This is a genomic window from Enterococcus sp. BWR-S5 (assembly GCF_016745255.1).
Taxonomy (GTDB): domain Bacteria; phylum Bacillota; class Bacilli; order Lactobacillales; family Enterococcaceae; genus Enterococcus_L.
Genome location: NZ_JADOEQ010000002.1, coordinates 390,717 through 402,847 on the forward strand (window position 1 = coordinate 390,717; position 12,131 = coordinate 402,847).

The 12,131-nt window shown below is 40.2% G+C and carries 14 protein-coding genes; 5 read left to right on the top strand and 9 right to left on the bottom strand.

What is annotated here, in order from left to right; genetic code table 11:
* Positions 1-132: 132 nt before the first annotated feature.
* Positions 133-930, bottom strand: a complete 798-nt coding sequence (locus IW510_RS04445) for a formate/nitrite transporter family protein (protein WP_202057294.1) — start codon at positions 928-930, stop codon at positions 133-135.
* Positions 931-1,300: 370 nt separating this feature from the next.
* Here IW510_RS04445 and rpsD point away from each other — a divergent pair, with 370 nt between their 5' ends.
* On the top strand, positions 1,301-1,912 hold the full coding sequence (gene rpsD, locus IW510_RS04450; RefSeq protein WP_202057298.1) for a 30S ribosomal protein S4: 612 nt from the start codon (positions 1,301-1,303) through the stop codon (positions 1,910-1,912).
* Between the two features lie 129 nt (positions 1,913-2,041).
* Here the strand turns inward: rpsD and IW510_RS04455 are convergent, their stop codons facing one another.
* From IW510_RS04455 to IW510_RS04480, 6 genes are all read right to left on the bottom strand, one after another.
* Positions 2,042-2,455, bottom strand: coding sequence for a hypothetical protein (locus tag IW510_RS04455; protein ID WP_202057300.1), 414 nt, complete (start codon positions 2,453-2,455; stop codon positions 2,042-2,044).
* Complete coding sequence (locus IW510_RS04460) at positions 2,452-2,898, bottom strand: LytTR family DNA-binding domain-containing protein (RefSeq protein ID WP_202057302.1); 447 nt, start codon at positions 2,896-2,898, stop codon at positions 2,452-2,454. The genes IW510_RS04455 and IW510_RS04460 overlap by 4 nt, the downstream gene beginning before the upstream one ends.
* A gap of 206 nt (positions 2,899-3,104) precedes the next feature.
* Positions 3,105-3,794: a hydrolase gene (locus IW510_RS04465; RefSeq protein WP_202057308.1), complete on the bottom strand. Its 690-nt coding sequence runs from the start codon at positions 3,792-3,794 to the stop codon at positions 3,105-3,107.
* 158 nt (positions 3,795-3,952) lie between these two features.
* Complete coding sequence (locus IW510_RS04470) at positions 3,953-5,644, bottom strand: vWA domain-containing protein (RefSeq protein WP_236674594.1); 1,692 nt, start codon at positions 5,642-5,644, stop codon at positions 3,953-3,955.
* A gap of 18 nt (positions 5,645-5,662) precedes the next feature.
* Complete coding sequence (locus tag IW510_RS04475; protein WP_202057309.1) at positions 5,663-6,352, bottom strand: hypothetical protein; 690 nt, start codon at positions 6,350-6,352, stop codon at positions 5,663-5,665.
* Positions 6,353-6,364: 12 nt separating this feature from the next.
* Positions 6,365-7,474 carry a toxic anion resistance protein gene (locus IW510_RS04480; RefSeq protein ID WP_202057310.1) on the bottom strand — a complete coding sequence of 370 codons (1,110 nt, stop codon included), beginning with the start codon at positions 7,472-7,474 and terminating at the stop codon, positions 6,365-6,367.
* 684 nt (positions 7,475-8,158) lie between these two features.
* Between IW510_RS04480 and IW510_RS04485 the strand changes: the two genes are divergently transcribed.
* Positions 8,159-8,485: a hypothetical protein gene (locus tag IW510_RS04485; protein ID WP_202057312.1), complete on the top strand. Its 327-nt coding sequence runs from the start codon at positions 8,159-8,161 to the stop codon at positions 8,483-8,485.
* Between the two features lie 26 nt (positions 8,486-8,511).
* Positions 8,512-8,826: a YciI family protein gene (locus tag IW510_RS04490; protein ID WP_202057313.1), complete on the top strand. Its 315-nt coding sequence runs from the start codon at positions 8,512-8,514 to the stop codon at positions 8,824-8,826.
* A gap of 85 nt (positions 8,827-8,911) precedes the next feature.
* On the opposite strand, the gene IW510_RS04495 is transcribed toward IW510_RS04490, so the two are convergent.
* Complete coding sequence (locus IW510_RS04495) at positions 8,912-9,586, bottom strand: ABC transporter ATP-binding protein (RefSeq protein WP_202057315.1); 675 nt, start codon at positions 9,584-9,586, stop codon at positions 8,912-8,914.
* A gap of 17 nt (positions 9,587-9,603) precedes the next feature.
* Positions 9,604-10,689 (bottom strand): ABC transporter permease, encoded by a 1,086-nt coding sequence (locus IW510_RS04500; RefSeq protein WP_202057316.1) that lies wholly within the window; start codon positions 10,687-10,689, stop codon positions 9,604-9,606.
* Between the two features lie 174 nt (positions 10,690-10,863).
* Between IW510_RS04500 and IW510_RS04505 the strand changes: the two genes are divergently transcribed.
* Both IW510_RS04505 and lepB read left to right on the top strand, forming a co-directional pair.
* Positions 10,864-11,421, top strand: coding sequence for a biotin transporter BioY (locus IW510_RS04505; protein WP_202057318.1), 558 nt, complete (start codon positions 10,864-10,866; stop codon positions 11,419-11,421).
* Between the two features lie 131 nt (positions 11,422-11,552).
* Positions 11,553-12,101 (top strand): signal peptidase I, encoded by a 549-nt coding sequence (gene lepB / locus IW510_RS04510; protein ID WP_330932574.1) that lies wholly within the window; start codon positions 11,553-11,555, stop codon positions 12,099-12,101.
* The last annotated feature ends 30 nt before the right edge of the window (positions 12,102-12,131 follow it).

Below are 12,131 nucleotides of genomic sequence, written 5' to 3' on the forward strand. Positions count from 1 at the left end.
AACAGACTTATAAACTGCGCACCAGCACTGACAATCACCTTAATAGCTTTATCTCTACACAAATAAACGCCCACACATCAAAAAAACAGCGAACGCCTGATTTCGGCATTCGCTGTTTTCGGTCATTATTAATTAATCTAAATAGTTTGTGTCTGCATTATTTAGCCAAGCATAGCCCAGACCCATTACCAGACCACCGCCGATAAAGTTTCCGATTAAGGCAAAGACAAGGTTGTGAATGACGTTACCAACTGTCAAAGCAGCCATTGTTCCGTGTGAAGCAAAATACGCCAACGTGAATGCCGGGAAGTTTGCGATAACGTGTTCGTAGCCTAAGAAGGCAAAGATAAAGATAATGAAAATGATTGCTGCAACTTTACCTGCATCGTCTTTCATACGCATACTTACTAATACTGCCGTGTTTACAACGATATTGGCAAACATACCTTCAACAAGAATCTGTACGGTACTCTTTGTCAGTTTTCCGGAAATCGCAGTAAACATAAAGTTATCTGAAGCTAAATCTTGAAATGGAACAGTTTGAGAAACAAGGAAACCGAATAAAACGCCTCCGACCAAGTTAAACAAAATACAGGTGAACAAAATCTTTGCTGCAAATGGGAATGAAATTTTCTTACGATAGACACCAACGGTCATATAAAGCATATTCGATGTGCCCAGCTCAGCATTCATGTAAAGAATCATTACTAGAGACCAACTGAACATAAAAGCATAAAGAATTTTCCCTAAACCGTGCGCGATGTCCTCACCTTTCATTGCGATAGCGAAGGCTACTGCTGTTCCCAAGGTCAAAAACATACATGCCAGCATTGCACGAACGGCATAACGGACAACACTGCTTTGAAACAAACTCATTTTCTTGTTAATCGATTTATCGATCTGTTCAAAAAGAGGAGATACTGGTTTCATTATTTACTGCTCCTTTTCAATTGATTTTCACTATGTATTTTCAAAATATCCTTTTTTATTTTAATGACCTTGAAGCCATTTGTCCAGTGATTTTTTACTCTTATTGTCATATTTCCTCATTTTCTCATGTTTTCTCTCAGTAAAAATACTGAACCACCTTGACTTTACTGGCATTTCCAAGGTATAATATTCTTCGTGTAAAATAATGCAGCAAGAAGAATAATAGCTCGTCAACAGTTCATTGCCTCATGATGGTTCAACTGCGTAACCGCGGCTGCAAAGGTGAAGGTTGAAGAATGGACTGCACGAATATGAATTTTTCAGAAGATTATTTTACTCCAAAAAACTTAATTTATTGGAGGAATTTTTAATGTCTCGTTATACAGGACCATCTTGGAAAATCTCTCGTCGTCTAGGTATCTCTCTATCAGGAACTGGTAAAGAACTAGCACGTCGCCCTTACAAACCAGGTCAGCACGGACCAAACAGCCGTGGTAAATTATCTGAATACGGTTTGCAATTAACTGAAAAACAAAAACTACGTCATATGTACGGTATGAACGAACGTCAATTCGTGAACGTGTTCGTTAAAGCAAGCAAAATCAAAGAAGGTAAACACGGTGTTAACTTCATGATCTTGCTGGAACAACGTTTAGATAACGTCGTTTACCGTTTAGGTCTTGCAACTACTCGTCGTCAAGCACGTCAATTGGTTAACCATGGCCACGTGACTGTTGATGGCAAGCGCGTAGATATCCCTTCATACCACGTTGAAGTTGGTCAAGTGATTTCTATCCGTGAAAAATCTAAAAACGTTGTAACAATCAAAGAAGCTGTTGAAGCAACTCTTGGCCGTCCGGCTTTCGTTAGCTTCGATGCTGAAAAATTGGAAGGAAGCCTAACTCGCTTACCAGAGCGTGAAGAGCTTTATGCAGAAATCGACGAAGCACTTATCGTTGAATACTACAACCAAAAAATGTAATATCGTATCAATCAAAAACCTTGTCGAATTTTTTCGACAAGGTTTTTTTGTTAATTAACAACCTATTCAGCTTTTCTTATTGTCTAGCTTTACAAGTCAGCTCATGAACGACTTGTTCAGCTTTTCCTATTACTTATGAAGTAGCTGATTCAATTCCTGACTGCTTTTTTTCGCATCTATTTTTGCATATACATAGAAGGCTAACACATGTAAAGCAATAGACAGCACCAGCATCCCCGGCCACCATGGCAAGATAAAAGAGAACATCTCTGCTGAAAACAAGTAGACTGCCAATAGGCCAAAGGCAATATTCAACACAGAGGAAATCAATATATTCCAGAGAGGTCTAAACGTCAGGTAGTTCCACAGTGCGCTGTATACTACACCGAACATCACCCCACAGCTAGCCGCGATTCCGATTAAATTCCAAAGATAATAGATGGAGACTTCCTGTCCTCCAAAGAAAATGGTCAGTAAAAATGTAACCCATACAAATGTGACTGTAAATACTTGAAAAAATGATTGTGTTAGTTGCTTCATCATGAAAATACCCTCCTAAAGGCTTTAATATAGTGTCTGCTGATAAAATAAGTCGAGCCGTCCTTCATCAGTAATTCGATTCTTGCATTTGTAGTCGCTGAAAACTGCTTGATTTCTTTGTGATTGATGATTACTTGGTTGTTAATTCGCATGAAGCCGTAGGGCGTAAGCTCTTCTTCCACATACTTCAACCGCTTATGATACAGATACATTCCGCCACTTACTACTTTTATATTGCACCAACGATCTTCTGATTCAATACTTGTAACTGAACTAATAGGTATCTGAAGCGTACGGTCATTCCTACCATCAATGACAGATAGTCCCCTTTCCGTTTTTTCAACCGCCTGACGAAGCTGCTGCCAGTCTCTTTCCTTTTCAGGATGTGTGAGAATCAGCACTTCTTCTCTACCAAGCTGCTCCTTTGCTTTAAATATGATGTTCATTCTTTCCCCTCCTGATGACTCTATACTAAAGAAAAATAAGGTCCTATTCGACCTTTTTGCGGTTTGTTGCATTATTTATTCGCTTTGTTTCATTGAACGATAAAAAATAATCAGGATACCTGTCAAAATGACTAGGTATCCTGATTATTTTGAAAGCCTCTAGTTACAGAATCAATTGATAACGGCTCACTTAGCGAATGCTCGGATTATTCATCCTTCATTTCCTGATCGCGGTACAGCTCCATCTTCTCTTGGAAGTATGTCTCTGTTTTGCCATAAGTCGTATACGTAATCGCATTCGCTCCGGCTTCGATTGTCTCTCTAATCTGTTCATCGGTCTTCCCTCCGGAAGCAATAATTGGAAATTCCGGATATTGCGCTCTAATCCATTTTACCAACTCAACCGTTTTTGAACCACCTGCCACGTTAAAAATATCGACACCGGCGGAAATCAGCTTACTTAAATCTCGTTTGTCATTGACCACAGTATAAATGATTGGAATATCAACGGCTTCATTGACAATTTCGATTGTGTTGAGGTCGCTCGGTCCGTTCAACACGACACCATACGCGCCATGCTCCTCCGCAAATGTCCCTAATCGAGAGGAACGGTTGCCAGATGTCAGTCCTCCGCCGATTCCGGCTAGAATTGGTACCTGAGCAACTTGAGAGATCGCGCTCAAAATTCGTGTATTGGGTGTCCATGGATAAACAGCCAATACGGCATCCGCATCATTATTGGCGATAACCGCGACATCCATTGTATAAATGATACTTTTGATTCGTTTCCCATAGATGCTGATACCACTGCATTCACGAATCACCTTTGGCATAGTAATGATACTTTGGCGCAGCTCTGAAGAGAGCTCCGGCATATGTCTGTTATTTTTTTCCATTCTTTTTTCTCCTTTATTCTGAAACTGCCGCTTTTTCAACAACCATGCGAAATCACCACATCCTTCATAGGACACAGCTCAGCGGAAATTTTTTCAAATGATAACAAGAGCCCAAGCGTACTGGTGTACCTCAGACTCTCGTTTCGATCGTTTAATTTTTAAAGCTCTGCATTAAACAACTGCTTCAACTGATAAACTACATCATCGTTGTCTGCATTGATTGTTGCACTTTCGTTGATTGCAGATAGCTTCTTCAGTTCATCCAGCTGTGCATTATACCCAATCGTATTGATTGATACACCCAGACTTTTTATGATTGGTGCGACTTTATTGAACTCATAGCCTTCATTTGTTTCACCATCAGATAAAACAAAGATGATTGGGCGCGCATCGGGCACTTCCTCCAGCTTTTCCTGAATCATGCTAAGCGCAACCAACGTACCATCATAGGTCGCAGTTCCTCCGTCAGCAGTCAGGTTCTTGATTGCACCGGTGAAGTAGCTTCTTTGCTTGGAATCCATACGCTCGATCGGTAATTCGATTGTTACCTCGTCACTATACGAAACCAGCCCAACATAGGCATCATCACCAATATACTTGCCGCTGTTTAGCAGAGACTGCTTCAGAGAGTTAATTGGTGCACCATCCATTGAGCCGGATACATCCGCAACAAAGACCGCAATGATTGGTTTTCCGCCGTTTTTATTCTCTTTCCATAGCTTTTGAATTGACGTAACTGTTGCGCCATCGATGCCCTCCAGCTTGTACTCATAGTCATCCAGTTGATTGAAGCCATATTTAGAGGCAGTGTCCTGATTCCCTTGCTCAGCGATAAATTTAGTAAATTCTGAAACGACCTGCTGCTTCTCGGCAGACGCTGTGTTCATCACATACATTGGTGAATCCTGACGAATCCCCAACGGAACATATTTGTATTGCTTAAATTCTGGCGTGTTGATATACGTTTGATAGCTAATTGAAAGAATATCTACTGAGCCATTCTTCGCTACTTCTCTAAGCTGCAATGTATTGTACAGTGTGGATGGCAGATCCTTCTGAAACTCCCGCAGAGAATTTACTGCTTGTTCACTCAAAGGGTTGCTGCTGTCAAAATGATTCATCAACTGTGTCAACAGACTCAAGCCTGTGGATGAGGTGTATGGATTCGTGTACCCCAACAATAAGTCATCCTCAATAACTGCTTTTACCAAAGAGTCTACGGTTACTTCATTATACTTGCTCATAATTTCATCATAGGTTGCTTCTTTCATCAACAAGCCGCCGGTATTCCCAATGGTACGGTCAGCAATCGTTGTAAGACCTGTTCCTTGTGATTCCAGCATTTTGCCCCACAGTAGGTTGGATGGCGTGTACGCGTCCGGAACATAGCTCTCGCTGCTGATATAGTCCAAACCTGTTCCAGAAGCCATCGAACGAACAGAGACCGAAATTGTTTTTCCATCGATTTTCAAATTTTTCTTGTTGAAGGCTTCCGCAAGCTCATTGAATAAACCGTCTTTTCCGCTACCTGCTTTCTCAGGACTGACAAAAATCTCTGCATCAATCTGGTTGCTTCCCTCTACACTTAGAGGATACGTTTTATCGATATCCGGCAGCTCTGCCTTTGTGTCGATCGTTCCGCTGTCAATATCTCTTTTAGGGGAAGCGGTATCCGGATTAATCTTTTTCACATAGCTCTTCAATTCTGTTTTGGCATCCGCCTCGGATATTTTTTTGATATCATTTGAAGAATTATCAATTTTCCCATCATTTCCTGTTGTACAGCCCGCAAACAATACCACTAGCAACAAACACATTATACGGACAATTAGCCCACTTTTTCTTTTCATCTCATTTTCTCCTTTGGTTTACTCAATTGTCTTATTCAACGTTTTCAGCGCCTTTGTCATACTTTCTAAATCAGCCTTCGTTGATGGTGATTTAGAATCTAAATAATTAACTGTCTCATTTAACAGCCCCTTGACCTGCTGAACAATTTCCCCGCTGTTTTCCAGACGTTTATTGATTTCCTGACGATCTCCTTCAATTGTCACACGATTGATGATACTTTTCGCATTTTGCAGAATTTGTGTTTTGGCTTGAATCATCGAATAGTTAATTTTTTCCAAAAGCTCATAGTCATTGCTCACCTGCAGCTCCTTCAAATCTTCTAAGCAGCCGTTAATCTGACTAATTAGCTGATCAGCCTGTCTAAGTTCCGACTCATAACTAACATTCTGTTGCGCTAAGCTCGTTAATTTTGCTATAACATCCGCTTCGTCATAGTTAGGATTATGTTTTTTTGCCTGTGCCTGTTCTTTTACTGTCCGTGCCGTTTTCGCCTTTACAGTCAGTTGAACACCTACTACCAAAAGTAAGGCTAAAACAAAAATTCCTAATAAGACATTTCCTAATGTTTGATACATTCTAACCGTTTGAGAACCATAGTTTATGATTGCCTGATCGATATCAAGAAGTCTCAGCTTGAAAAACAGACCTCCGACCAGACCTATCCCAGCAAGAATGAGCAAAAATAATTGTATTCTCTTTTTATTCATTCCCATCTCTCCTTATTTTCCGGCAGAAGCCTCAATCAGCGCTGTCGCCAGCTCTGTACGCATTTTTGCCATTTCCTCCTGTGCATGTTGACGATTCTCCGCTCCTTTTTCGCGGATTGTATGAATGTCCTTCAACGCAAGAATTGTCTGTGTATTTACTTCCTTAAGCGTATCGATATCTACAATACTCTTTTCTGCTGATTCTGCTGCCTGTGAAGACACGTGATGAATCTTTTCAGCGTTTCGTTTAAACAGCTCATTGGTAATATCAGATACTGCATTATCCGCTTCTATCGCAGACAGGGTGTGCTGAGCTGACAACGCAATGACCATCTGCTGCTTCCACATCGGAATTGTATTCGTCAGTGTCGATTGAATTTTATAGGCCATTGCCTTATTTGCATTTTGGATGACCCGGATCTGTGTTGCCATTTGCTGACTAATCATTTTTGTCATATCTAAATCATGAACCTTCTTCTCAAACTGTGTCAGCTTATCCGAGAAATCAGATAATGTATTCAAGTCCTCTTGATTCTGGCTCTGTGCTTTTTGCTGCAGCTCAGGCAGTGTCGTCGCTTTCAATTCAATAATCTTTGCTTGTCCAGCCTCTACGTAGACAGACAGCTTTTGGTAAAACAGTTTGTTTGCTTCCGACATCTCTTCCAGGCTAATGATATCGTTTGTTAAGGTAACATAATGGGCTTCCAAATTATTAACAATTCTTGCAACATTGGCATTCACATCTTCAAAGCGAATCATCATTGTATTGATTTTATTCTTGCCTCGCTTGAATAATTTTGTCAATACATTTTCAGATTCTTCAGGGGTGAAGCTCTCCAGCTCAATCACCAATTCATTGATAATCTTTCCAACATCTCCCAGCTCATTGCTCTTTACCTTAACTAATGCCTGATCTGAGAATTCTGATAACTTCTTTTGCTCGGCTGCGCCATAGTTCATCACACCTAATGCATCATTGATATCGATTTGATCCTTGAGACCGGTAATCGCATTTGTCTGAGCCTCTGTCAATTGAATTGGCTCTTCTGTTTTTTTGATATCAAGCAGCTGTTCAAGCTCCTTTTCTTCCTCTTTCGGTACACCAAAAGTAAACTCATCCATTTCATTCACACCTCTCTATGTTCATTTACCCTATCCTGATTTTGTCCCTTTTATTGTTTATTTCATTGTTAAATTACTACTAAGTATCGTTACAGATATATTCCTTTCGCATTCACAAAAGCCGGATTTTTAATTTTCTGAAAAATAGATGACATTATTTCCCATCCTTTCACCGAAATGCCATTTTACATATAACTACAGTATACACAATTTAGCCGCAGTTATTAATAACCTTTTAAGAAAAATTATTGTTCTATTTTCTGCTAAAATTTTTCCCAAAAAGAATTATTATTTTCCTCAGTCTTATAGATTGACATTTAGGTCGATATAAATTACTATAGACAAAGTAACAACCAACAACCTTTTTATTTTTCATTTACTCTTAATTGAGTAATACTCCTTTTTGGCTGTCCTTCTCCTAGGACAGCTTTTTTTCTTTTAGTTTGTCCCCTTAACAATCACCGAATCTCCTCAAAAAACTACTCTCTAAAATAACAGCAATAGCAGCTTTATCGCTCTAAGAATAATGATTTAATACAAGCAAAAGTCCGAAGACCTCCCCCATGTTTACCAAAGCAAAATAAACTGAAAAACTTCTTAATTTTCTCTTTACAAAAAGAACATATGTTCCTATAATGGTAAATGAGCATCATTAAATAATGATAAGAAACAGGAGGAAAACAAATGAAATTGGTCGTTACTGAACGTCATCTAGGAGAAGGAATCTTTCCTGCATTTCCTGCCGGAGCAAAGGTCACAGAGCTTATCCCCTGTAACAAATATAAAAACTGGACAGCCGGAACAATCGACGGCTATGCTACCTATCTCCCCTTAGACTATCTTGATAAAGATACATTGATACGGGAATACAATCCTACAGAACTAGTTGCTGCTGAAAACAGTATCGTGGAATTACTGGAAGTGGTCTATGAGTGGGCATTGGTAAAAAACAATGACGGAGTTATCGGATGGCTGCCTTTTGAGAAGTTGAAATCTCTGGACTTCACATGAGATAAGCTATTGGGAGTAAATAAATAATGAAAAAATATATTGGTTCCTTACAAGAAAAAACACCTGAGTTATTGACAGACGAATTACTACTTTCTCACGTCAGACATCTCCACTATTTAGAAAAGACTGGTGCACTCCTTCTGTGCGGCCCTCTGAAGGACAGCAATCAAGCCTTTCAGCTGCTGCAAGCAGACTCACTTTTGGAGGCCCAGCTGCTTTTTTTCAGCGATCCTTTTATTCAGAAAGGTTATTACAGAAACTGTGTAATCCACGAGTTGGTCGAAGCGAACTCGGAGAATCATTTTCTGATTTCTGCCCCTGAGCTGATTGGCAGATTATGAGAAGGCAAACAAAAAAACACCCCATGAGAAAATTATCCTAAACAATTTTCTCATGGGGTGCTTTACTTTTTATAAAAGTTGAAATCTATCCCTCTTTAAGCTGCAATACACCATCTTTCATCACAAAGACCTGGTCGCATTGCTCAATCAGACGCTCATCATGTGTCACCATAATTGTTGCCTTGTTTTTTTCTTTTGTTTCCTTCGCCAAAATATCAACAACCTCAAAGGCCTTTTCAGAATCCAGACTGGCCGTCGGTTCATCTGCCAAGATAATTGAAGGATTATTATAAAGCGCTCGTGCGATAGCAACCCGTTGCCGCTCACCGCCGGATACCTCATCAGGATACTTGTTCTTCAGCTTGTCTACACCTAGCTGTTCCAAAAGCTCCTGAATCCCATTGCCTGTGCCCTTTTCTTTCTTTACCTTATCCACTAGGCGCAGCTGCTTTTCGATGGTTAAAAACGGAACTAAATTAGAGGCTTGCAAGATAAAGCCAATTTCAGAAAAACGGAGCAGGGAGCGCTTCTTTTCACTTACACTGCTGAAGGGCTGCTCATTGATTTCGACCTCGCCTTTTGTCGGCGTTTGAAGACCTCCCGCGATGGTTAAAAATGTACTTTTCCCTGAGCCGCTAGGACCGATTACCGCTGCAAAGGTTCCTTTTTTCAAAGAGAACTCCGTTGATTTTAGTGCACTAATTGTTGCATCTCCATCTAAAAAACTTTTTTCTACCTGTTTGAATTCTATTGCTTTCATTTGTCTTCCACCGTCCTTTACCCAATAGCCTTAAGAGGATCGACCTTAACAATCGTCCGCACAGAAAATAGCGCACCTAATACTGCAACAATCAGCATCGCTCCGCTGATTCCGGCAAAAAACAACCAATTTACTTTAAACGGAACCGCTGCCGGCAGAACTAAAGCTGTGCCAATCGTGCCCAAAAGTCCCAGACCGACACCAATTATTGCCAGCAGGAAGGTCTGCATGATAACAGAAGCAGAAATATAACTGCTTGATATCCCTTGTGCCTTCATCACCCCGAAAATACTGATTTTTTGAAGAGTTAACACATAGATAAAAATACCAATGACTATCGCAGCAATGATAATCAAAAAGCCAATCATAAAGCCGAAGGTAAGAACCTGCGCATTATAGCCAGGCAGTTGACTGATAAAATCCTGAATACTGTACAGTGACAAATCATCATCGGTAACCTTGACCTGATCAATTGTGTTATCCTTTCCCCGTACAACAATTCCGTTGATTCTGGCTTTGTCTGCCGGGACATCCTGTTCAAAGCGAATCACCTGAAAATCTTCGATAGATACATACAGAACAGGTGCCACGGTATAACGAGCATTTTCAGTAAAACCAACAATTTTTATTTTTTCATCACTGCCAGATAATGTCACGACATCATCCAGTTTTACACCATCTTCCTCTTTCAGTGTAATGTCCGCCACAGCTTCCTTTTCGTTTTCAAACATGCGGCCTTCCACAATATTCGGTGCTAAAAATTCATTTTTATCGATACCAAAAAAACTGATATCTACTTTTTCCTTGTTCTCTTTGCCGGTTTTAATAATACCGGCGTTCTGAGCAAATGCCGCCTTTTCCTTAGCCTCTACCTTGTCTAATGACTTAATCGGCAGCATAGACATATTTAGATTTACATTTGATTCTTCTGATAAAATAATGCCATCCGCATCCCACTTATCAATGGCCATCCGATAATCCTGAGATAAACCATACGCCAGCCCTGTTAAGAAAAAGACCAGATACGCGATTAAGAACATCACACCGACAATTAAGCTGTATCTTAATTTAGAGTGCTTGATTTCATTCCATGCTAAAAACATGCTATTCCCTCCTCAAACTTCAACAGGACGAGTATAGCAAATGGTTGCTATTCTTACAAAATAACTGCTTTCTTAAAAACTGCAAAAATTTCTCTTTACTTCTTTTAGCATATGCTTTATATTATTCGTTAACCAACAAAATAAATTAGTTTACGAAAAAAAGAGGTGCCTATCATGAACCAATCTTTACGATCCATGATTCTAGCTGCTGAGTTTGCAGCAATTATCGCTGTTCTTTCCCAATTTACTATTCCCTTCGGACTGATTCCCTTAACTGGACAAACGTTGGCTATTGGTCTTTCTGTAACAATCTTAGGGCGTAAAACCGGAACCTATGCCATTTTAATTTATCTACTGCTTGGCCTAATCGGTCTCCCCGTATTTGCCGGCATGAGCGGTGGTGTCGCTGTTCTATTTGGACCAACCGGCGGCTATTTAGTCGGCTTTATCATCAATGGTTTGGTTACCGGCGATATCTTGGAGCGTACCAGCTTCACCTACAAATGGGCTGTAATAGCCAATCTAATCGGTGCCGTTCTTACCCTTCTGTTCGGCACTATTTGGCTAAAGCTGTCTGGGCAGCTCGACTGGATTGGGGCCTTTCAAGGGGGCTTTGTTCCTTTTATTATCCCCGGAGCAATAAAAGCTGTGGCAGCTGCCTATCTCGGTATCCTGCTAAGAGAGAGATTACCTTTTTTCTCAGTAAATTCTAAAAAATCTGTTCAAAAGTAAAGAAAAACAAGCTATACTAATAGATACATATGACTGAATACGAATTGTGTACAGGTATCCAAGACCTGTATCACTGAAAATCAATTAGTTAGTGTCGTTCTTACTGATAAAAAAGGCTGGAGGGGTAAGTAGTGAATAAACTGAACAGAAAGAAAGTATTTCGTACAGCAGCAGAATTTGTTCTCTTAATTGGCTTCGTTCTTGTTTTGAGACACTTTGTATTCAATCCTGTTGAGGTATCCGGTACATCAATGGAACCGAATTATCAAGATGCAGACCGTTTATGGCAAGCGACCTTTATCAAACCCAGTCGTTTCGATGTCATTACCTTCGAAAGTCCGAGAAACGGAAAATCTCTTGTTAAGCGTGTCATTGGTCTTCCCGGAGATACAGTTTACTACGAAAACGATCAATTATATATCAACAATACCCCTTTTGACGAACCCTATCTGGATGAATTCAAAGAAGCGGCAGAAACAGAACTGCTGACGGAGGACTTCACCTTCGACACCTATCCGGCTATCACCTCTGCAACTGTGCCGGAGGATAGCTATTTTGTCCTAGGCGATAATCGACAAAACACGGATGACAGCCGCTATTTCGGCTTTGTAAACAAAAAGGACATTACAGGCGTTGTTTTCTTCCGGTTCTTTCCATTGGAAAAAATCGGTGCCCCTTAATTAAATAAAAAGAGGAGTGGAACTGATTGC

Bases quoted from the DNA above. Each gene is read 5' to 3' on its own strand.
- IW510_RS04445 (WP_202057294.1), bottom strand. From the start codon at position 930: ATGAAACCAGTATCTCCTCTTTTTGAACAGATCGATAAATCGATTAAC.
- rpsD (WP_202057298.1), top strand. From the start codon at position 1,301: ATGTCTCGTTATACAGGACCATCTTGGAAAATCTCTCGTCGTCTAGGT.
- IW510_RS04455 (WP_202057300.1), bottom strand. From the start codon at position 2,455: ATGATGAAGCAACTAACACAATCATTTTTTCAAGTATTTACAGTCACA.
- IW510_RS04460 (WP_202057302.1), bottom strand. From the start codon at position 2,898: ATGAACATCATATTTAAAGCAAAGGAGCAGCTTGGTAGAGAAGAAGTG.
- IW510_RS04465 (WP_202057308.1), bottom strand. From the start codon at position 3,794: ATGGAAAAAAATAACAGACATATGCCGGAGCTCTCTTCAGAGCTGCGC.
- IW510_RS04470 (WP_236674594.1), bottom strand. From the start codon at position 5,644: ATGAAAAGAAAAAGTGGGCTAATTGTCCGTATAATGTGTTTGTTGCTA.
- IW510_RS04475 (WP_202057309.1), bottom strand. From the start codon at position 6,352: ATGAATAAAAAGAGAATACAATTATTTTTGCTCATTCTTGCTGGGATA.
- IW510_RS04480 (WP_202057310.1), bottom strand. From the start codon at position 7,474: ATGGATGAGTTTACTTTTGGTGTACCGAAAGAGGAAGAAAAGGAGCTT.
- IW510_RS04485 (WP_202057312.1), top strand. From the start codon at position 8,159: ATGAAATTGGTCGTTACTGAACGTCATCTAGGAGAAGGAATCTTTCCT.
- IW510_RS04490 (WP_202057313.1), top strand. From the start codon at position 8,512: ATGAAAAAATATATTGGTTCCTTACAAGAAAAAACACCTGAGTTATTG.
- IW510_RS04495 (WP_202057315.1), bottom strand. From the start codon at position 9,586: ATGAAAGCAATAGAATTCAAACAGGTAGAAAAAAGTTTTTTAGATGGA.
- IW510_RS04500 (WP_202057316.1), bottom strand. From the start codon at position 10,689: ATGTTTTTAGCATGGAATGAAATCAAGCACTCTAAATTAAGATACAGC.
- IW510_RS04505 (WP_202057318.1), top strand. From the start codon at position 10,864: ATGAACCAATCTTTACGATCCATGATTCTAGCTGCTGAGTTTGCAGCA.